The organism is Polaribacter sp. 2405UD43-2 (genome assembly GCF_058147125.1).
Genome location: NZ_JBYVJX010000001.1, coordinates 592,068 through 614,305, shown reverse-complemented (window position 1 = coordinate 614,305; position 22,238 = coordinate 592,068). Strand labels below are relative to the sequence as shown.

Sequence of the window (22,238 nt, the reverse complement as noted above, 5' to 3'; positions counted from 1 at the left end):
TTTTTGATACCTGCAAAAATAGAAGATGTTTTTATACAGATTACAACTGATTATTCAGGTGTTATTAAAAGTATTATTGCTGGTAAATTTGTAAAAAAAGAATTTGTTATCAATCAATCAGTTTATAATTCTTGTCCTTTTTTAGAAGGAACTTTAGAGGCGCTTACACTAAAAAAATCTTTCCTTTTAGAAGGTATGCTTATTGTTTCTGATGCATCTGAATTTAATGTTGATATAGAACTTTTTAAAGATGATAGTTTTATTGATATTTTAATTCATAATAGAACCAATGTTTACAAGTTTGTAGACCAACTCAATCAGAATAGAAACGATATTTTCTTTATAAAAAGAGAGCTTGCAGAAAAAAATAAAGAGTTGGCAAGGCTAAGAAAAGTGGCTGATAAAGCGAATGAAGAAAAATCACGTTTTTTAGCAATTATGAGTCACGAAATTAGAAATCCTTTAAATTCTATTTTAGGATATGCAGAAATAATTTCTGAAGAAAAACTGAATAAAAATGTTGCTAAATACATTAAAAATTTATTATCTGCAGGTAAAAATTTAAAAGTAATTGTTGATGATATTTTAGATTTATCGAGAATAGAAGCTGGTAAATTAGTTTTAGTTTCTGAGCAAATATCTATTAAAGAAATTATACAAAACTGTAAAAATGATTTTCAACATCAACAGCATAATAAAGATGTTAAATTGGTTTTTAAAGTATCAAAAAAAATCCCAGAATTTGTGTTGGGTGATAGCGTACGAATTCATCAAATTCTATCTAATTTAATTAGCAATGCTATTAAATTTACAGAAAAAGGAATTATTAAAACGGAAGTAAAAGTAGTTTTAGAAAATGAAAAAAATATAAATTTCCTTTTTAGTATTTCAGATTCAGGAAGAGGTATGTCTGAAGAACAGACTGTCAAAATTTTTGAGGAATATCAGCAAAATCAATTAAATGATCAAAGAATAAAAAGAGGTGCAGGTTTAGGATTATCTATTGTAAATAGACTTGTAAGAGCGATGAAAGGCACTATTTCTGTTGAAAGTAAATTAAATATAGGAAGCATTTTTTATGTAGAAATTCCGTTTCAAAAAGTTGAGGTTTCTAAAGAAAAATCAACAAAGAAAATTGCTGAAAATTTAAAGAATAATCTTTCTAATAAACAGATATTAGTGGCAGATGATGATGTATTAAATCAAACAATTGTTAAACATTTTTTGACTAAAGAAAATGCTAATGTAACCATTGTTAAAGATGGTTTAGAGGCTTTGTCTAAAATAGAATCTTCTACTTTTGATGTAATTTTATTGGATATAAATATGCCAAATATGACAGGTGAAGAATTAATACAAAATGTAAATTCTTTTCAAAAAAAGAATAAAAATACACCTGTGTTAGCATTAACAGCAAATACAACAAAACAAGATATAGAAAGATATATTCGTTTAGGTTTTTCGGGCGTTATTTCTAAGCCATTTACTTCAGAAGAATTTTTAAAAACGATTCATTCAGTTTTATAATTGGTCAATTACTTTTTCGAAAGCCAATCTTTTTGCGTTGTAATTGGTGTAAATAATTCCACAATATTGGTAACCTAATTTCTTAATAAGTGCTTGCATTCCAAGATTATCTTTATGGGTATCAATCTTTAAACTCTGTATGTTTTTTTCTTTTAATTGTTGATGAAATTCATTAAACATAAAAGTTGCCAAACCTAGTTTTCTATACTCTTTTTTAATTGCCATTCTGTGGATAACTCCGTATTTTTTAGCTTCGTCAATAATCCAATTTCCATCAATAATTTTATAGGTTGGTTCTGAGTTTGTGGTAAACATAGCAGTTGCTATCACTTGGTTTTTATCACTTAAAACCACATAACTTTCTTTGTTTTTTATATCGTTTTCAATTTGTGTTGCATTCGGATATCCGTTTTGCCATTGATCAATTTTTAAAGATGCAAGTAATTCTTTTGCATCCTCAATAATTTCCATTATTGATGAAATATCACTTAAAGTAGAAAGTCTAATTTTCATTTTTTTATAAAAAGTAAATGTAAAAAAAATACTCACTAAAATCTGATTTTTAAAATCATTTTCTAGTGAGTACACATTTAATAAACAAAGTTTTTATGCAGAAACTGTTTCTTTTTTAGCTTTTTTATTTGACTTAAAATCTACAATTTCTTGATTGTGTAAAATATCTTCTATAGTTTGTCTTTTTCTAATTAAGTAATCTTTACCTTGATGTAGCATTACTTCTGCAGGCAAATATCTCGAATTATAGTTGGATGCCATCGAGAAACAGTAAGCACCAGCATTGTGAAAACATAAAATATCTTCTTCAGAAATTTCTGAAATTCTTCTGTTAGAGCCAAACGTATCAGTTTCACAAATATAACCCACCACAGAGTAGTATCTGTCTCTTCCTTCCGGATTAGAAATATTTGTAATATGATGATAAGAATCATACATCATTGGTCTTACCAAATGATTAAATCCTGAATCTACGTGCGCAAATACAGTAGATGTTGTTTGTTTTACCACATTTACTTTTGCTAAAAATACACCAGCTTCAGAAACCAAGAATTTACCAGGTTCAAACATTAGGGTGATGTCTTTTCCGTACTCAACACAAAACTCATTGAATCTTTCAGATAATTGTAAACCTAATTGCTCGATATCTGTAGAAATATCTCCTTCTTTATAAGGTACTTTAAATCCGCTTCCAAAGTCGATAAAGTCTATATTATCAAATTGTTTAGCTACATCAAACAAAATTTCTGTGGCACGTAAAAAAGTATCAATATCTAAAATATCAGAACCTGTGTGCATATGAATTCCGTTAATATTCATACCTGTATTTTCTACAACTCTTTTAATGTGAGGTACTTGGTGTATTGATATTCCGAATTTAGAATCGATATGACCAACTGAGATTTTAGAATTTCCACCCGCCATAATATGCGGATTGATACGAACACAAACAGGAATTTCTGGATGCTTTTGTCCGAAAAGTTCTAAAATAGAAAGGTTATCAATATTTATTTGAACTCCTAATTTTGCCACTTCCTCAATCTCTTTTAAAGAAACTCCGTTAGGTGTATAAATTATTTTTTTAGGATTTATTCCTGTTGTTAAACATAATTGCACTTCTTGATAAGAAACCGTGTCTAAACCCGCACCTAAATTTTTAAAAAACTTTAAAATATTGATGTTAGATAGTGCTTTTACAGCGTAGTTTAACTTCAAATTTTTAACACTATTAAAAGCATTTGTTAATCTGTTGTATTGCGATTCTATTTTATCGGTATCATAAACATATAAAGGACTTCCGTATTGAGTTGCTAAGGCTATAAGTTGTGTTCTTTCCACTTTTTTTTAATTTATATCAGGTTTCAAAAGTAAGTAAATTGTTGAATATCTTATGATTTGTTTAAAAATATAACATATTGTTTTTTTTTGTAATTTTTTCTTTTTTTGTAATAGGTTTTGCGTTGCAAATTGAGAGTAAAATTCATAAAATAATAACTCGTTTAACCGTTGAAATCCTGTTGATAACTAATTTATAAAGGCATTTTATTTTACCTTGTTAAATCCTATTTTAGCAAGTGCTTCAAACCTAACCACAGTAAGGATTTTTTATGAGTAAAGAAACTAAATATACAGAAGATAATATTCGTTCATTAGACTGGAAAGAGCATATTAGAATGCGACCAGGAATGTACATTGGTAAGTTAGGCGATGGTTCTTCTGCAGATGACGGAATTTATATTTTAGTAAAAGAAGTTTTAGACAATTCTATTGATGAATATGTGATGGGAGCAGGAAAAACCATCGAAATTTCTATTCAAGGAAGTAAAGTTACAGTTAGAGATTATGGACGTGGAATTCCTTTAGGCAAAGTAGTTGACGTGGTTTCTAAGATGAATACTGGTGGAAAATACGACTCTAAAGCTTTTAAAAAATCGGTAGGTTTAAATGGAGTGGGTACAAAAGCGGTAAATGCACTTTCATCATTTTTTAGAGTAGAATCTTCTAGAGAAGGCAAGTCAGCATCCGCTGAATTCAGTCAAGGAAATTTAGAAAATCAAGAATTTTTAGAAGAAACATCTCGTAGAAAAGGAACCAAAGTATCCTTTATACCTGACGAAACTATTTTTAAAAAGTACAAATTCAGAAATGAATATGTAGCAAAAATGCTAAAAAATTATGTGTATTTAAATCCTGGATTAACCATCATTTTTAATGGCGAAAAATTCTTTTCAGAAAACGGATTGAAAGATTTATTGGAAGATAATAACAATCAAGATGATATGTTGTATCCAATAATTCACCTAAAAGGCGATGATATTGAGGTTGCAATTACGCATAGTAAAACACAATATTCAGAAGAATATCATTCGTTTGTAAACGGACAACATACCACACAAGGAGGAACACATCAATCTGCGTTTAGAGAAGCCATTGTTAAAACAATTAGAGATTTCTTTGGTAAGAATTTTGAAGCTTCAGATGTGCGTAAATCTATCATTTCTGCAATAGCAATTAAGGTGATGGAACCTGTTTTTGAAAGTCAGACAAAAACAAAATTGGGTTCTACAGAAATGGGAGGTGGTTTACCAACCGTAAGAACGTATATTAATGATTTTGTTAAAACTAAACTCGATAATTTTTTACACAGAAATGCTGATATTGCAGAGAAGCTTTTAAAGAAAATTGTACAAGCAGAAAAAGAACGAAAAGAACTTTCTGGAATTAGAAAATTAGCCAGAGATAGAGCTAAAAAAGCTAGTTTACATAACAAAAAATTACGTGATTGTAGAATTCATTTGGGTGATATTAAAAAAGAAAATTATCTTGAAACTACCTTGTTTATAACAGAGGGAGATTCTGCTTCTGGTTCTATCACAAAATCTAGAAATGTAAATACACAAGCAGTTTTTAGTTTAAAAGGAAAGCCACTAAATTCTTACGGATTAAGTAAGAAAATAGTCTATGAAAATGAAGAATTTAACCTATTACAAGCAGCTTTAAATATAGAAGATGGTCTAGAAGATTTACGTTATAATAACATTGTAATTGCAACTGATGCCGATGTTGATGGGATGCACATTAGACTATTATTAATTACATTCTTTTTGCAGTTTTTTCCAGAGTTGATTAAAGAAGGACATTTATATATTTTGGAAACTCCATTGTTTAGAGTTCGAAATAAAAAAGAAACTTTTTACTGTTATTCTGATGAAGAAAAACGTGAAGCCATAGAAAAATTAAGGGGAAAACCAGAAATAACACGTTTTAAAGGTTTGGGTGAAATATCTCCCAATGAGTTTGTACATTTTATAGGTGATGACATTCGTTTAGATCCTGTAATGTTAGACAAAGAAATGTCTATTGAGCAAATGTTGCAATTCTATATGGGAAAAAATACACCAGATAGACAGAAGTTTATCATAGAGAATTTAAAAGTTGAGTTAGATTATGTTGAGGAGGAAGTTTAGATGAGAAATTTAAATTTAGATGAAATATCAGAAAAAATTTCAGATTATTCTTCAGATATAAGATATTCTGACAGAAATCATTTGACAATAAAAATCACACAGTTTTTTAATTTTTTGAATGGACAACCTATTTCTAAAAGAGTTTTAGAAAGAATAACTGAAGATTTTATAGATTTAAAAACTAAAATTGGAGAGACCAAAAATAATATATCTTCAATTTCACAGAGAAAATTTTCAGAAAGTTTAAATACAAGAGAGTTACAAGGAGCTTTTTCTTTTTTTGAGTTAAATGAAAAATTTAGTATTGAACAAAAATATTCTAATCATTATATAGAGTTACCAAGAGATTGGTATAGAGTAGGAGGAGGTTTTGATAACTATCAAGAATATTTCTATACTTATTTTTTTGAACCTTTTATAGAATTAATTGAGTGGTATTTCAGTGAAGCTAAAGTGAAAAAAGAGTATGATTATTTTTCAAGAGAAGAAATAAGTAATTTTGATGAAAGTTATGAAAAGCTTCAACTTCAAATTCAAAGGTTAGAGTTTGGTCAAGACTTTATTTTTCAAGAAGCAGAGGAAATCAAAGAACTAATTAATGGATTAAATAAGAAAAATTGGATAGAATTAGTAAAAGGAAAATTTAATGATATGATTTTAGGTAAAATAATATCGATTGAAAATGCAAAACTTTTAATAAAAACTATTACTGGAGAAGAAATAGAATTATAAACAAACAAGCTAAATTTCCCTTTTGGGGAATTAAAAGGGGCTAAATGAGTGAAGAAATAAACGAAAACGAACACGAAGAAGAATTAGATAATCTTCAAGAAGAAAATACAGAAACCATAACCAAAGTTACAGGAATGTACAAAGAATGGTTTTTAGATTATGCTTCTTATGTAATTTTAGAAAGAGCAGTTCCGTCTTTAGAAGATGGCTTAAAACCTGTGCAGCGTAGAATTATGCATTCTATGAAAGACTTAGATGATGGTCGCTATAACAAAGTAGCAAATATTGTAGGTCATACTATGCAATATCATCCTCATGGAGATGCTTCTATTGCAGATGCAATGGTGCAAATTGGTCAGAAAGAATTACTGATTGATATGCAAGGAAACTGGGGAAATATTCTTACAGGTGACAGAGCTGCAGCTTCACGTTATATAGAAGCTAGATTATCGAAGTTCGCACTTGACGTTGTTTTTAATCCGAAAACTACAGAATGGAAACTTTCTTATGATGGACGTAGAAAAGAACCAATAGATTTACCCGTAAAATTTCCACTATTGTTAGCACAAGGAGCAGAAGGAATTGCAGTGGGTTTATCAACAAAAATATTACCCCACAATTTTAATGAATTGATTGATGCTTCTATTAAATATTTAAAAGGAAGAAGTTTTAAAATTGTACCAGATTTTTTAACAGGAGGAATCGCAGATTTTACCAATTATAATGATGGAAAACGTGGAGGAAAAGTACGTGTTCGTGCAAAAATTTCTCAGTTAGATAAAAAGACGTTAGTTATTAATGAAATTCCGTTTTCTACCACAACTTCTTCTTTAATAGATAGCATTCTAAAAGCAAATGATAAAGGAAAAATCAAAATAAAAAAGATTGAAGATAATACAGCTGCAAATGTAGAAATATTAGTGCATTTGCCACCCAATGTATCGCCAGATAAATCTATTGATGCTTTGTATGCATTTACCAATTGCGAAACTTCAATTTCGCCATTATGCTGTACAATTAAAGACAACAAACCTGTTTTTTTAGGAGTTTCTGAGTTGTTAAAACACTCTACAGATTTAACGGTTGAGTTGTTAAAAAGAGAGTTGGAAATTCAGTTAAATGAATTAGAAGAACAATGGCATTTTTCATCATTAGAACGCATTTTTATAGAGAATAGAATTTATAGAGATATTGAAGAAGAAGAAACTTGGGAAGGTGTAATAGAAGCAATTGATAAAGGTTTACAGCCTCATATTAAACATTTAAAAAGAGCAATTACAGAAGAAGATATTGTACGTTTAACGGAAATTCGTATCAAGAAAATATCAAAATTTGATATTGATAAAGCCAAACAATATATAGAAAGTTTAGAAGATAAAATTGCTGTAGTTAAAAATCATTTGGCAAATTTAATAGACTTTTCAATCGATTATTTTAAAAGCCTAAAAACAAAATACGGAAAAGGAAAAGAGCGTAAAACTGAAATCAGAATTTTTGATGATATTGTGGCATCAAAAGTAGCAATGAACAACGCAAAACTGTATGTAAATAGAGAAGAAGGTTTTATAGGAACTTCTTTGCGAAGAGACGAATTTGTTTGTGATTGCTCTGATATTGATGATATTATCGTCTTTAGAAAAGATGGTAAAATGATGGTGACTAAAATCGACTCTAAAACTTTTGTAGGTAAAGATATTATACACGTTGCAGTCTTTAAAAAGAAAGATAAAAGAACGGTTTATAACTTTATGTATAAAGATGGTGCAAGAGGTCCAAGTTATATGAAACGTTTTAATGTTACTTCTGTAACGCGCGATAAAGAATACGATTTAACAAACGGAAGCAAAGGTTCTAAAGTGTTGTATTTTACAGCAAACCCAAATGGAGAAGCAGAAGTTGTTACTATTAATTTAAGAGCAGTTGGTAGCATTAAAAAACTAAAATGGGATATCGATTTTGCAGATTTAGGTGTAAAAGGACGTGGAGTTCGCGGAAACACAATTACTAAATATGCTATAAAAAGTATCGATTTTAAAGCCGCAGGTGTATCAACTTTAAAACCGCGTAAAATTTGGTTTGATGATGCTGTACAACGTTTAAATGTAGATGAAAGAGGCGATTTGTTAGGCGAATTTAGAGCCGAAGATAAATTGTTGATTGTTACTCAAAAAGGAAAAGCGAAAGCTGTAAGTCCTGATTTGGCAATGCATTTTGATGACGATATGATTGTCTTAGAAAAATGGAAACCTAAGAAACCCATTTCTGCCATTTATTACGATGGCGAAAAAGAACGTTATTATATCAAACGTTTTTTAATTGAAACCGCAGACAAAGAAGAAACATTTATTTCTGAACACGCAAAATCTAAATTAGAAATTGTTGCTACAGATTACAGACCTGTAGCAGAAATTGTTTTTTCGAAACGAAGTATAGAAAATCAAGAGGTTAATTTAGAAGAATTTATTGCGGTAAAAGGGATTAAAGCACAAGGAAATCAGTTAACTACAGAGAAAATTCGTCAAGTAAATTTATTAGAACCTTTGCCTTTTGATGAGCCAGAAAAACCTGTTACTGAAGAGTTAGAAGTTATAGATGAAGAAATAATAGAAGAAACTTTACCAATTGATATGCCAACAATTAAAAATGTATCTGGGTTAGAAGTACCAAATAAAGAGGATAAAAAACAAGCACTTTTAAAGAAAGCTATCAAAAAGAAAAAAGAAAGCACAGATGATGATACGCAACAAAAGTTGTTTTAATAGGGGTTTTATTGATAATGAAAGTTAAAGTGATTTTTAATCCTAAAATTTAAGGAATAAAAATTTCTTTTTCTAAACTTGGAGATTCTTCAGTATTTTGTCTTTATTTAAAAGAAAATTACATTGAACTCACGTAAATAATATTCAATTTTTTTATGATTATTGTAAAATTTTAGGAGAGAAGTCAAGATGACTTCGATAAAAAATCAAATAAAATTATTGCATCTTTTCAAAAAATGTCATTTTATAATCTGTTAACAAATCAGGGTTTGTAATTTTAATCAAATCTTTTAAAACCAAATCGGGTCTTGTAGGTGCTAATTCGTAATAAATGACACCGCCAGTTTTTCCTTTTTTGGTTGATGGCGTGTAGATATTATCATCTTCAAAAGCCTTGAATTTTTTATATAATTGATTGCTTTTTAGTAATTGTTCTTTAGATGAAAAATAACCAGGAGCAATCCAAAAATCGGCATTTGCGCCTTTATCAAAAACACTTTCAAAACTTAAAGACAAACTTCCTTTTCCTTTAGAGTCTTTCCAAAGATAATTTAGATTTGCATCTTTTAAAAAAGTAGCCACAAAACTATCTCCTGCAGGTAAATTCCAAATATCTTTGCTCATAATTGCGCCCGATAAAATTGTGGGTTTTTTAGTTGATTTTAAAGCAATTTGTTTCGCTTTTAGATAATTGTTTTCTATCACTTTAAAAATACTATCTGCTTGTTTTTCTTTATCAAACAAAACTCCAAAAAATTTAATCCATTCTGCTCTTCCTAGTGGAGTTTCTTCTAGCCAATCTCCGTTATAAATTACATTGATCCCTGCTTTTTTTATGGTAGTTAAAGATTTATCTGCAGAAGAAACACTATAACCCACAACTAATTCTGGTTGCAAATCCAATAAAATTTCTGTGTTTAAAGAAGATTCTTTGCCAATCTCTTTAATTTTACCAGCATCAATTAACGCTCTTGTTTTTTCTGAGGATATATATTTTGCATAAGGAAAACCAACAATAGCAGTTTCTTTATTTAACAATTCTACCATTGGAATATGAGTTGTTGAGGTTACTACAATTTTTTGAATTGGAACTTGAATAGCTCCTTTTTTAACTGTTTTGCTATTTGCGTTTTTTTCATCAATAATATATTCAAAAACTTCTTTAGAATTTTTATAAGCAGATTTTATGATTAGTTTTTTTGTTCCATTATCATCAATAATATCAAAGCCTTTAGCGTATTTAATTGCAGTTGCTATTTTTATTTTTTTATCAATTTTAGGATTTTCTTTTTTACAAGAGAATGAAATTATAAAAAAGAGTAAGGCTGTAAATACGTGTAATTTTTTCATTAAGAATAAACTTGATTTTCTTGTTCTAAAACTCTGATAAAAGTAGTTCTTTTGGTTAAACTTTTTAATTTACTTGCGCCAACATAAGTGCAGGTAGATCTAATTCCGCCTAAAATATCTGTGAGCGTGTTTTCTACATTTCCTCTATAAGGAATCTCTACAGTTTTACCTTCTGATGCTCTATAATTTGCAACGCCGCCTACGTGTTTATTCATAGCTGTTTCAGAACTCATACCGTAAAATATTTTAAATTTCTCTCCGTTTTTATCAATCAAATCACCACCACTTTCATTGTGTCCTGCTAACATACCACCCAACATTACAAAATCTGCGCTGCCACCAAAAGCTTTGGCAATATCGCCAGGAGTTTTACAACCTCCATCAGAAATAATATGACCACCAATTCCGTGAGCAGCATCTGCACATTCTATAATTGCGGATAGCTGAGGATAGCCAACTCCTGTTTTAACTCTTGTGGTACAAACAGAACCAGGACCAATACCAACTTTTACAATATCTGCGCCAGCTAATAAAAGTTCTTCAACCATTTCTCCTGTAACAACATTGCCAGCAATAATTACTTTATTAGGATGATTTTTACGCATTTTCTTTACAAAATTTACAAAATGTTCTGAATATCCGTTTGCAACATCAATACAAATAAAATTGATTTGTGGAAATTCTGATAAAATTTGCTTTACTTTTTCAGAATCTTCTTTTCCTGTGCCTGTACTAACAGCAATATTTTGTAAAACTTTATCTGAAAAATTACTAGCAAATTCTTTCCAATCTTTAAGAGAATAATGCTTGTGTATTGCTGTAAATAAATTATGTTTGGCTAAGGTTTTTGCCATTTTAAAAGTACCAACTGTATCCATATTTGCTGCCATTATTGGTATCCCTTTCCAAGTAACATTGCTATGCAAAAAAGTAAACTCTCTTTCTAAGGTAACTTGCGAGCGTGATTTTAATGTAGAACGTTTTGGGCGAATCATTACATCTTTAAAACCTAATTTTAGTTCATTTTCAATTCTCATAAATGTTGATATAATTAAAGTTTAAAGATATTAAATTTGAACACGATTTTATTAGATTGTTAATAAGATTGCATATATATTTGCATAGATTTTGGTTTTGATGTAGAAATTTTTTTGCATCAAATTAAAAGGGAATCTAGTTAAAATCTAGAACTGTTCCCGCAACTGTAAGTTTATGCTGAATTTGTTTCAGTACCTTAATTTAAGGAAGTTATTTATTCTTATGCCACTGATAATATAGTTTATTGGGAAGGCGAATAACTTAAAAACAAGTCAGGAAACCTGCCAATTTTATAATGATTTAAAAACTTTCGGGATAAAGGTTTGTTATATTATGAAGAAAAAAACATTTCTTGCTTTTAGTTTTACAATTTGCATTTGCAATTTCTTATTTGCTCAGAAAGATACAACTGTAGTAAAGTTAAATGAAATAACCTTATCCATTTCTAAAGTAAAAGATTTTTCTAAAGGATATAGCACTAAGTTAATTTCCGATAGTTTACTGCAAAGAAATATTAAATCGTTAACAGAGGTTTTACGTTTTAATTCGTTTATTTATTTTAAAGAACAGGGGTTGGGTATGGTTTCTTCTCCTTCTTTTAGAGGAACTAGTGCTTCTCATACAGCAGTAATTTGGAATGGTATTAACATCAATTCTCAATTAAATGGTCAGACAGATTTTAATGCTTTGGCGGTAAATTCTTACAATAGTATTGTTGTAAGAAGTGGTGGAGGTAGCGTTTTATTTGGTAGTGGAGCAATTGGTGGTACTGTACATTTAAATAACACTATTCGTTTTATTGATGTTGTTAAGCACAAACTTTTATTAAAATATGGTATCTATAATACAAGACATTTTGGGTATAGTTTTAGCAAATCAGACAAAAAAAAATATTTAAAAATTGGCGTTGGTTTTAATGCTTCTGATAATGATTATAAGTATTTAAATACGAATCTTTTTAACGAAAACGGCGAGTTTAAAAACACTAATTACGATATTATTTTTGGATATAAATTAAATGCTAAAAATCAAATTAAATTATATTCTAATTCTTTTTATTCTGATAGAAATTTATCTAGAACCTTAAATGCTCCTTCTAATGATGCCTATAAAGATATAAGTTTAAAAAACGTATTAGAATGGAATCATTCTTTTTCATACAAAGAATCTATCACTACAAAAGTGGGTTTTTTATATGATCAATATAAATATTTTGATGATAATAAAAACAAAAAGATTTTTTCAAAAGGAGTTTCTAATAGAAAAATTTTAAAACTAGAGTATAATAATTTAGTCTCTAATTCTATACAAATTAATGGAGTTGTAGGCGCAGAAATAGTGAAAGCAAATGGTACTAGTTTTAATCATCATCAAAGAAATATATTAACATCTGCATTCTCTTTAAATCATAAATTAAATAAAAATTTAAGTTATGGTTTACAAGTAAGAAAAGATTTTTTAAATGATTTTAATTCTCCTTTTTTATACTCTTTTGCGTTAGAACAAAAGCTTTCTAAAAATTATATACTTTCTTTTAATACTTCTAAAAACTTTAGAATTCCAACTTTTAATGATTTGTATTGGCAGCCTGGAGGCAATAAAGATTTACAACCAGAAGAATCTTATCAATTAGAAATTGGAAACAAATTTAATGTAAAGAAAATAGCATTTCAAATAAACTTTTTTATCATCAAATCGAAAGATTTAATACAATGGAATCCTAATAGTTCTGGACTTTGGAGTCCTGAAAATATATCAAAAACAGAAAATAAAGGAATCGAATTTACTACAAAATATAGCTTTAATTATCTGAATCATTTTTTCGATTTCAATTTAAATTATTCATATACAAATGCTAAGGATTTAGAAAATAAGCAGCAATTATTTTATGTGCCAAAGCATAGAGCAAATTTTTTAATCAATTATAATTTTGGTAATATTTCTATGTATTATCAGCAATTATTTAATGATAAAGTACGTTTTTTAGTCGATACAATACCTAGTTATACTGTAGCAAATTGGGGTTTAAATTATCAGATTCCTAATCTAAAAATAAAAACAACTATTGGTTTTGCTATTGGTAATTTATTCAATTTTAACTATCAAAACACTTTGAGCAGACCTATGCCTGGAAGAAATAATCAATTAATATTAAACATAAATTTTTAAAAAATGAACATCAAAAAAACAATTTTTTTAGTAGCACTATCAGGAGTTTTATTTTCTTCTTGTAGTAAAGACGACCAATTGCCTAAAGGCGATTATGATAACGGAATTTTAGTATCTAATGAAGGTGCTTTTAGTGGAGGTACAGGAACCGTTAATTTTATTTCTGACAATTATGCTACAGAAGAGGCAAAAGTATATAATAAGGTGAACAAAGAAAATATAGGAACCATACTTCAATCTATTGGGTTTAATGGTGATGATGCCTATTTAATATCAAATGTTGGAAATAAAATTTCTATTGCAAATAGATATACAATGAAAAAAATTACTGAAATTTCATCAAAATTAAACAACCCTAGATATATGGCTTTTGCAAACGGAAAAGGTTTTGTAACTAACTGGGGTGCAGGAGGTAATAAAACGGATGATTTTATTGCGGTAATTGATTTAAAAACAAATACAGTTTCTTCTACAATTGCTGTTGCTGAAGGACCAGAACAGATTATTGCTAAAGGCAATTTTTTGTATGTTTCTCATAAAGGAGGTTGGGGTGCTGGTAATTCTATTACTGTAATTGATGCAACTAAAAAAACGATTGTAAAAACGATTAAGGTAGGAGATATACCTGATGAAATGGCTTTTGATACTAGTGGAAATTTATTAGTTTCTTGCGAAGGAAAGGCTGCATCAAAATGGAACCCAAATGAAGTTTTAGGAAGCTTAGTAAAAGTTAATACAATTTCGAATAAAGTTTCTTCTACTATTAATTTTGCTTCAGGTTTTCACCCAAATGTAATGACTGTTTATAACGGAGCAATTTATATTTCTACAGGTACAGGAGTTTACAAAATGTCTGAAAGTGCCAATACAGTTCCTGCATCTGCAATTATTACCACTCCTGTTGGAGGTATGTCTGTAAAAGGAAATAAAGTATATGTTACAGATGTTAAAAATTTTAAAACAAATGGAACTTTAAAGATTTTTGATGTTACTACAAAAAAAGAGTTAAAAGAATTTACTGTTGGTTTAATTCCAAGAAAAATATACTTTAATTAACAATTTTTATTTCCCCCGAAATTTATGAGTTTTTACTCATAATTAGAAAGCCTTCTTTTAATTAAGAAGGTTTTTTTATTTATAATAATTTTTTTACTTCATTTTTAATAAAGCTAGTTGCAGTTTCTGTGGGTGGTAATGTTTTAGCGTAGTCTATTAAAACATTTTCTCTTAAATCATTTGCAAATTTAGCGTTTTTGGCAACTTGTTTTAACTTCTTAATTATGGCACTTTTTGCGGCAACAATTGCCGTCCAAGAAGCATTAGAAATATAAATTTGTTGTACTAAATTATGCTCAAACTCTTGTTCTATATTGGCAATTAAGAGTTGTAAATAATCGTTAGTATTGTCAGAAATTGGTTTTATTCTCACCAACATTTTTATAGGATTTATACGCTCGCAAAACAATAACATTCGTTCATAAGCTTGTAATTTAATAGGCAAAGAATCTTTCTTTTTTGCGGCTAATAATTCTAATTTTTTTTCTGAGTTTTGTTGTTTTAAAAATCCATTAAACATAGAGTAGGCAACAAAACCTGTTACAACAGCAGGTAAAATATAGGCAATACTTTCTAAAATTTTATCTTCCATAAACTATAATAACTTTAAGAAATGCAAATATAAAACTCCCAATAATATGGCAAAGCCAAAACTTAATAAAGTACCAATTAAAATATATTCTGTAAGCTTTCTGTCTTTAGATGAAGTTAAATCGCCAAATCTAAAAACCGATTTTGCAGCCAATAAAAAACCGATAGCTTCCCAATGATTTGTAATGACAAAAGTAAACACAAACAAACGTTCTAAAATACCAATATAACGTCCTGCTTTTGCTAAAGAATCATCGTTTTCTTTCTTACTTTCAGGATTCCATTGTGTAATAATTATTTTAATTAAAATGGCTGATACAAATACTACTAATAGTAAAAATATTACTAAAAGTAAATTTTTATCTGTGATTATTTTTTCTGATAATAATGAAAAATCTTCATAAAACGAAGTTGCCAAGACCAACATTAAAATGTGTAAAATTTGATCTATAAAAAACCAAACTCTTTTTGTTTTTTTCTTTTGTAGGTAGAGTTTTAAAACATCAATTATATAATGCGAAGAAATAATCAACAAAAATGCGAACCCATATTCTTGTAAATTAAATTGAAAAATAATTAAAAATAACAGTGCGTGAATACCAATGTGCAAATATAATTTTACAGATTTTGCTTTCTTTTCTTCTTTGTTTTTCACCCATTTTTCTGGTTGAAAAACAAAATCTCCTAAAATATGAGCTAATAAAAATTTTAAGAATAATAACATATTTATAGCTGTGTTTTTTGTTCAATTAGTTTTCTAAAGCGTTTTTCTAACTTCATAATTTGTTCAAAACCAGCACGTTTTTGGCGTTCACTAACTCTACCTTGTGTAATACCTAAAATTTTTGCAATTTCTTTTTGTGTCGCATTTTTTTCTTCTAATGAAATTTTAAATACTTCTGCCGAGTTTTTTGTCCAAGAATCTATAGTTAACAAAGCTAAATCAAAGGCTATATTTAATTCATCATCAATTTCTTGCCAAGGTGTTTTTATAGCTAAAGTTTGCTTCTTTAAATAATTATCAAAAGCAAAACCAGAGTTTACAAAAGCCTCTCCATTAGATGCTGTAATTTCTAAAGCATTGTATTCTTTTTTGCCAATTCCAATTCCAATTCTAACATCAATACCTTCTATTCTTTTTAAATTAGATTTTAATTTTAAAGCTCCATAAAATGCTTCTTCAAAATTTTCTATTTCTAATTGAAAACTATCACCTCTATAAATTTGCCAAAATTTTGGAGATTCACCAAAAGTAATTAAGGTTTCTTTAAGTGCTTTTAGCCAAAAATTACCTTTATTTCTTCTCGAATCTATAATATCACCTGTTAAAATGCTTGTCATTCAATAATTATATTTATTTCAAAAGTATAATATATTCTTATAGAAAACAAATTTATCTGCTTATAAGCAGATATTTGTGTTTATCTGTCTATAAGCAGATATTTGTGTTTATCTGCCTTAAAGCAGATAAATATACTGTTTATACAAAGCTAGAATTAACCAAATTATTCGGGTTTTAAGACGAACATTTTTTAAGAATAACTTGTGAATAAAAACTAACAATCTTATTATAAAAAAACGAATAGTTTGGTTAATTTCACATTTTTAAATTCTTTCAAAAACATTCTATTGAACACCTATTTAAATTCTTTAAACGAAGCACAAAAACAAGCTGTAATTCAGAAAGATGGACCAATGATTATTATTGCGGGTGCAGGTTCTGGTAAAACCAGAGTATTAACCTATAGAATTGCACATTTAATGCAGCAAGGTGTAGATGCTTTTAATATTTTATCGCTCACATTTACCAACAAAGCTGCCAGAGAAATGAAAGAAAGAATTGCAGCAGTTGTAGGCGTTAGCGAAGCCAAGAATCTTTGGATGGGAACTTTCCATTCAGTTTTTGCAAGAATTTTACGTTCGGAAGCAGATAAGTTAGGTTTTCCATCAAATTTTACAATTTACGACACACAAGATTCAGTTCGTTTAATAACTACAATTATTAAAGAAATGAATTTGGATAAAGAGCGCTACAAACCAAAGCAAATTTTAGGGCGAATTTCATCATTCAAAAATAGTTTAATTACAGTAAGAGCCTATTTTAATAACTCTGATTTACAAGAAGCTGATTTGCACGCAAGCAGACCAAAAGTTGGTGATATTTACGCAGCATATGTTGATAGATGTTTTAAAGCTGGCGCAATGGATTTTGATGATTTATTACTGAGAACCAACGAGTTATTAGCGCGTTTTCCAGAGGTTTTGGCAAAATATCAAGATCGTTTTCGATATATTATGGTAGATGAGTATCAAGATACAAATCACTCGCAATATATCATTGTTAGAGCGTTGGCAGATCGTTTTCAGAATATTTGTGTGGTGGGTGATGATAGTCAAAGTATTTATAGTTTTAGAGGCGCAAATATTCAGAATATTTTAAGTTTTCAGAAAGATTATCCTGATGTAAAAACTTTTAAATTAGAACAAAATTATCGGTCAACAAAAAATATTGTAAATGCTGCAAACTCTGTCATAGCAAGAAATAAAACCAAATTAGATAAAGAAGTTTGGACGTCTAATGACGCAGGAGATTCCATTAATGTTATGCGTACCATTTCTGATGGTGAAGAAGGACGTTTTGTAGCACAATCTATTTGGGAAAATCAAATGAATCATCAATTAATTTCAGATGATTTCTGTGTTTTGTACAGAACCAATTCGCAATCGAGAGCCATTGAAGATGCATTAAGAAAGAAAAATATCGATTATAAAATTTATGGTGGAATTTCCTTTTATCAAAGAAAAGAAATCAAAGATATTTTGTCTTATTTGCGAATTCTTATCAACCCAAATGATGAAGAAGCTTTAAAAAGAATTATTAATTATCCTGCTCGCGGAATTGGCGCAACTACTATAGATAAGCTTACTATTGCTGCAAATCATTATAAAAAATCAATTTTCGAAATCATAAAATATATTGATAAAATTGACCTGAAAATAAATACTGGAACTAAAAATAAGTTACAGAATTTTATGAATATGATTTTACGTTTTCAGATAGAAAGTCAAACTAAAAATGCCTTTGAAATTGCAGAAATTGTGGTGAAGCAAACTCAAATCATTAAAGATTTAGAAAAAGACGGAACGCCAGAAGCAGTTAGTAAAGTAGAAAACGTACAAGAATTGTTAAACGGAATTAAAGATTTTATCACCGATAAAACTGAAGAAGGAGAAGATGCTTCCTTAACATCCTTTTTAGAAGATGTGGCTTTGGCTACTGACTTCGACTCTAAAAAAGATAATGACAAACCAAGTGTGTCTTTAATGACCATTCATCAATCTAAAGGATTGGAGTATTTATACGTTTATATTGTGGGTTTAGAAGAAAATTTATTCCCTTCTGCAATGAGTATGAATACAAGAAGCGAGTTAGAGGAGGAGCGTAGATTATTTTATGTGGCGTTAACAAGAGCAGAAAAAGTGGCGTATTTAAGTTATGCCCAAACACGTTATAGATGGGGTAAATTGGTTGATGCAGAACCTAGCCGATTTTTAGAAGAAATAGACGATCAGTTTTTACATTATTTAACTCCAAAAAATCCATCTCATTCTGTAAATAATTTTATAGACAAAAGTATTTTTGATGATGCACCAAAGAAAATTCGTTTTCAAAAACCAATTCAGCGTAAAAAAATAGAGCGCGATTTGGCAAAAAAGAAAGAAATTATTATTCCTAAAAATCTAAAAAAAGTATCAGAGGCAAAATCAAAAACCAATTTATTTGATAACAATATTGTAGTTGGTAGTATTATTGAGCATAATAGATTTGGTAAAGGAGAAGTGATTTCTATAGAAGGAAAAGGACCAGATAAAAAAGCAAATGTTAAATTTTTAAATGCTGGAACAAAGAAACTTATATTACGTTTTGTTAAATTAAAAGTGATTGGTTAAAAATCAGCTTGAAAACTAAAAATAAATCGTTATTTTGCAACGTTAAATAACTACAACAAAAAATAGTTAAATCTTGTGTTTTCAAGATACTTCACTAAAACATAATAAATGACTTTCGATTTAGAATACAATTCAGAAAGACCGTTAATGATTATACCAGAATACGGCAGACATATACAAAAATTAGTAGACCATTGTGTAGCTTTAGAAACTAAAGAAGAACGCGATAAAATGGCAAAAGCAATTATAGATGTAATGGGTAATTTGCAACCTCATTTACGTGATGTTCCTGATTTTAAACACAAATTATGGGATCAATTGTATATTATGTCAGATTTTAAATTAGACGCAAATTCGCCATATCCACAGCCTTCTAAAGAAGAATTGCAAGAAAAACCAGAAGCTTTAGCGTACCCAAAATCGGCATCAAGATACCGTTATTATGGTAACAACATTCAAACAATGATAGATGTAGCCTTAAGTTGGGAAGAAGGCGATAAAAAGGAAGCGTTGGTTTTTACCATTGCCAATCATATGAAAAAATGCTACTTAAATTGGAATAAAGATACTGTAGATGATGCAGTCATTTTTAATCATTTATACGATTTATCTGACGGAAAATTAGATTTGAGAAACTCTGAAGAAAAGCTTTCGGAAAGTAAAAACTTATTAAGAAAAAGAAATTCTCAAGGTCAGAATCACTCAAAAAGTAATCACAAAAAATCTCATCATAGTAATCAACATAAAAATAGAAAAAGATATTAATCTATGGCATCATTTAAAATTGAAGGAGGGCATAAATTAAGCGGAACCATTACTCCACAAGGAGCAAAAAATGAAGTTTTACAAATTCTTTGTGCGGTTTTACTAACTCCAGAAAAAGTAATTGTAAACAATGTTCCAGATATTATTGATGTAAATAAACTGATTTTTATTTTAGGAGAATTAGGTGTAAAAGTTCATAAATTAAGTAAAAATACTTACTCTTTTCAAGCGGATGAAATCAATTTAGGCTATTTAGAATCTGATGATTTTAAAAGAGATGGAAGTTCGTTAAGAGGTTCTATTATGATTGTTGGTCCATTATTAGCAAGATTTGGTAAAGGATATATTCCAAGGCCAGGAGGAGATAAAATTGGGCGTAGAAGATTAGATACACATTTTGAAGGTTTTATTAGACTTGGTGCAAAATTCCGTTATAACAAAGAGGAGCATTTTTACGGAGTAGAAGCAGAAGAATTACAAGGAACAGAAATGTTGTTAGATGAAGCTTCTGTAACAGGAACAGCCAATATTTTAATGGCATCAGTTTTAGCCAAAGGAACCACAAAAATTTACAATGCAGCTTGTGAACCTTACATCCAACAATTATGTAAAATGTTGAATGCAATGGGTGCAAAAATCTCTGGAGTTGGTTCTAACCTATTAATTATTGAAGGTGTAGATTCTCTTAGCGGTTGCGAACATACTGTGCTGCCAGATATGATAGAAATTGGTTCTTGGATTGGTGTTGCAGTAATGACAAAATCCGAATTAACTATTAAAAATGTTAGTTGGGAAAACCTAGGACAAATACCGAATGTATTTAGAAAATTAGGAATTACTTTAGAAAAGAAAGGTGATGATATTTACATACCAGAACAAGAATCATATGAAATTCAAAATTATATAGATGGCTCTGTTTTAACGGTTGCAGATGCGCCTTGGCCTGGTTTTACGCCAGATTTATTAAGTATTGTTTTGGTAATAGCAACACAAGCAAAAGGTACTGTTTTAATACATCAAAAAATGTTTGAAAGCCGTTTGTTTTTTGTTGATAAATTGATTGATATGGGCGCAAAAATTATTTTGTGTGATCCTCATAGAGCCACTGTAATTGGGCATAATTTTGAGTATCAATTAAAAGCTACAAAAATGACATCTCCAGATATTAGAGCAGGAATTTCATTATTAATAGCTGCCCTTTCTGCAAGCGGAACAAGTATTATTAACAATATAGAACAGATTGATAGAGGTTATGAAAATATTGAAGCCAGACTAAAATCGATAGGAGCTAAAATTGAAAGAATTAAAGATTAACTAGTATAAAATTATAATCAAATGAAAAATATTTTTTTTACTCTTTTACTTATATGTGGTATAAATACTTTTGGACAAAAGAAAAAAGTACTGTTAATAGGCATAGATGGTTTACAATTTGAGCAAATATCTAAAGTAGAAACTCCAAACTTTGATAAATTCACAATCAAAAAAGCATTTGCAGGTGGCGTTTTTGGTACAAAATCAGAACAAGTTACTTCTAGCGGACCAAGTTGGGTTACAATTTTAACAGGAGTTTGGACTGATAATCACAAAATAACAAGTAATTCTTCTAAACAAGTTTGTAATTTTCAAAGTGTTTTTAATCATATTAGAACAGAAAAAAAAGATAGTTATTTAGCAAGCATTTCTACATGGAAAAACATTAACTTGTTGTTATACAAAGACATATATAAAGTAAATTTTTCTACTCAAGGTGGTACAGATAACGAGTCTACTAATTTAGCATTATATCAAATTAAAGAGAAATCACCAGATTTTATTTTTGTTCATTTAGATGAAATTGATGGAACTGGTCATTCAAAAGGATTTGGAAAAGAATATCATACAGCAATTAAAAAAGCGGATAATAATATTGGCAAACTTGTAGAGGCTACAAAAATTAGAGAAAGTAAATATGATGAAGATTGGTTAATTATCTTGGTTACTGATCACGGTAGAGGAAAAGGAGGTTTTAGTCACGGTAAACAAACAATACAAGAAAAAACAATTTTTATTGGCTTAAACAAAAAAGGGAATTCTTATTTTAAAAACATACAGAATAATAAGGTAATAAACTCCATTCAAGATTTAGAAAAAACTGCAATTCCTCAAACAGCAGTAGTACCCACAATCTTAAAATATTTAGAAATACCAATAAAAGATGAATGGAAATTAGATTCCAAACCTTTAATAGATTAAAATTAAAATAGTGTCAGTTTGACACTATTTTTTTGTTGGCAACATTTTTGCCAATAAATTGTATACAATTTAACGATTTCAAAGA

General features: G+C 29.0%; 17 protein-coding genes and 1 riboswitch. Of the genes, 10 read left to right on the top strand and 7 right to left on the bottom strand.

The features are described 5' to 3' along the window. Window positions 1-3 precede the first annotated feature (3 nt). A complete protein-coding gene (locus tag ACY2RX_RS02990; protein WP_490102467.1) occupies window positions 4-1,527 on the top strand; it encodes an ATP-binding response regulator in 1,524 nt (507 codons plus the stop codon). Here ACY2RX_RS02990 and ACY2RX_RS02985 read toward each other — a convergent pair. Then, complete coding sequence (locus tag ACY2RX_RS02985) at window positions 1,522-2,040, bottom strand: GNAT family N-acetyltransferase (RefSeq protein WP_490102466.1); 519 nt, start codon at window positions 2,038-2,040, stop codon at window positions 1,522-1,524. The two genes, ACY2RX_RS02990 and ACY2RX_RS02985, sit on opposite strands and share 6 nt — an antisense overlap. Window positions 2,041-2,133: 93 nt before the next feature. Beyond that, window positions 2,134-3,378 (bottom strand): diaminopimelate decarboxylase, encoded by a 1,245-nt coding sequence (lysA, locus tag ACY2RX_RS02980; protein ID WP_490102465.1) that lies wholly within the window; start codon window positions 3,376-3,378, stop codon window positions 2,134-2,136. A gap of 269 nt (window positions 3,379-3,647) precedes the next feature. On the opposite strand from lysA, the gene ACY2RX_RS02975 reads away from it, so the two are divergent. The 3 genes from ACY2RX_RS02975 to ACY2RX_RS02965 are packed head-to-tail and all read left to right on the top strand — an operon-like array spanning window position 3,648 to window position 8,998. After that, window positions 3,648-5,507, top strand: a complete 1,860-nt coding sequence (locus tag ACY2RX_RS02975) for a DNA topoisomerase IV subunit B (protein WP_490102464.1) — start codon at window positions 3,648-3,650, stop codon at window positions 5,505-5,507. After that, window positions 5,508-6,239, top strand: a complete 732-nt coding sequence (locus tag ACY2RX_RS02970; protein ID WP_490102463.1) for a hypothetical protein — start codon at window positions 5,508-5,510, stop codon at window positions 6,237-6,239. Between the two features lie 44 nt (window positions 6,240-6,283). Next, the gene (locus ACY2RX_RS02965) at window positions 6,284-8,998 is read left to right on the top strand and encodes a DNA gyrase/topoisomerase IV subunit A (RefSeq protein ID WP_490102462.1); all 2,715 of its coding nucleotides are present in this window, start codon (window positions 6,284-6,286) and stop codon (window positions 8,996-8,998) included. 216 nt (window positions 8,999-9,214) lie between these two features. On the opposite strand, the gene ACY2RX_RS02960 is transcribed toward ACY2RX_RS02965, so the two are convergent. Further along, window positions 9,215-10,348, bottom strand: coding sequence for an ABC transporter substrate-binding protein (locus ACY2RX_RS02960; protein ID WP_490102461.1), 1,134 nt, complete (start codon window positions 10,346-10,348; stop codon window positions 9,215-9,217). After that, on the bottom strand, window positions 10,348-11,385 hold the full coding sequence (guaC, locus tag ACY2RX_RS02955) for a GMP reductase (RefSeq protein WP_490102460.1): 1,038 nt from the start codon (window positions 11,383-11,385) through the stop codon (window positions 10,348-10,350). Before guaC ends, ACY2RX_RS02960 begins: the two co-directional genes overlap by 1 nt. A 91-nt stretch (window positions 11,386-11,476) precedes the next feature. Then, window positions 11,477-11,674: riboswitch (cobalamin riboswitch) on the top strand. Window positions 11,675-11,719: 45 nt separating this feature from the next. Here guaC and ACY2RX_RS02950 point away from each other — a divergent pair. Further along, window positions 11,720-13,555, top strand: a complete 1,836-nt coding sequence (locus tag ACY2RX_RS02950; protein WP_490102459.1) for a TonB-dependent receptor plug domain-containing protein — start codon at window positions 11,720-11,722, stop codon at window positions 13,553-13,555. A gap of 3 nt (window positions 13,556-13,558) precedes the next feature. Beyond that, entirely contained in the window at window positions 13,559-14,611 is a 1,053-nt protein-coding gene (locus tag ACY2RX_RS02945) for a YncE family protein (protein ID WP_490102458.1), read from the top strand. Window positions 14,612-14,690: 79 nt separating this feature from the next. On the opposite strand, the gene ACY2RX_RS02940 is transcribed toward ACY2RX_RS02945, so the two are convergent. Genes ACY2RX_RS02940 through ACY2RX_RS02930 form a run of 3 tightly spaced genes read right to left on the bottom strand, consistent with a single transcriptional unit; the run spans window position 14,691 to window position 16,543 of the window. Then, complete coding sequence (locus tag ACY2RX_RS02940) at window positions 14,691-15,203, bottom strand: DUF7935 family protein (protein ID WP_490102457.1); 513 nt, start codon at window positions 15,201-15,203, stop codon at window positions 14,691-14,693. Window positions 15,204-15,206: 3 nt separating this feature from the next. Further along, on the bottom strand, window positions 15,207-15,926 hold the full coding sequence (locus ACY2RX_RS02935; RefSeq protein ID WP_490102456.1) for a DUF3307 domain-containing protein: 720 nt from the start codon (window positions 15,924-15,926) through the stop codon (window positions 15,207-15,209). Between the two features lie 2 nt (window positions 15,927-15,928). Further along, entirely contained in the window at window positions 15,929-16,543 is a 615-nt protein-coding gene (locus ACY2RX_RS02930) for a sigma factor-like helix-turn-helix DNA-binding protein (RefSeq protein ID WP_490102455.1), read from the bottom strand. A gap of 288 nt (window positions 16,544-16,831) precedes the next feature. Here ACY2RX_RS02930 and ACY2RX_RS02925 point away from each other — a divergent pair, with 288 nt between their 5' ends. From ACY2RX_RS02925 to ACY2RX_RS02910, 4 genes are all read left to right on the top strand, one after another. Further along, the gene (locus tag ACY2RX_RS02925; protein ID WP_490102454.1) at window positions 16,832-19,153 is read left to right on the top strand and encodes an ATP-dependent helicase; all 2,322 of its coding nucleotides are present in this window, start codon (window positions 16,832-16,834) and stop codon (window positions 19,151-19,153) included. 108 nt (window positions 19,154-19,261) lie between these two features. Beyond that, window positions 19,262-19,918: a DUF4290 domain-containing protein gene (locus ACY2RX_RS02920; RefSeq protein WP_490102453.1), complete on the top strand. Its 657-nt coding sequence runs from the start codon at window positions 19,262-19,264 to the stop codon at window positions 19,916-19,918. Window positions 19,919-19,921: 3 nt separating this feature from the next. Continuing rightward, window positions 19,922-21,232, top strand: a complete 1,311-nt coding sequence (murA, locus tag ACY2RX_RS02915; protein ID WP_490102452.1) for a UDP-N-acetylglucosamine 1-carboxyvinyltransferase — start codon at window positions 19,922-19,924, stop codon at window positions 21,230-21,232. A gap of 21 nt (window positions 21,233-21,253) precedes the next feature. After that, window positions 21,254-22,153: an alkaline phosphatase family protein gene (locus ACY2RX_RS02910; RefSeq protein ID WP_490102451.1), complete on the top strand. Its 900-nt coding sequence runs from the start codon at window positions 21,254-21,256 to the stop codon at window positions 22,151-22,153. Window positions 22,154-22,238 lie beyond the last annotated feature (85 nt).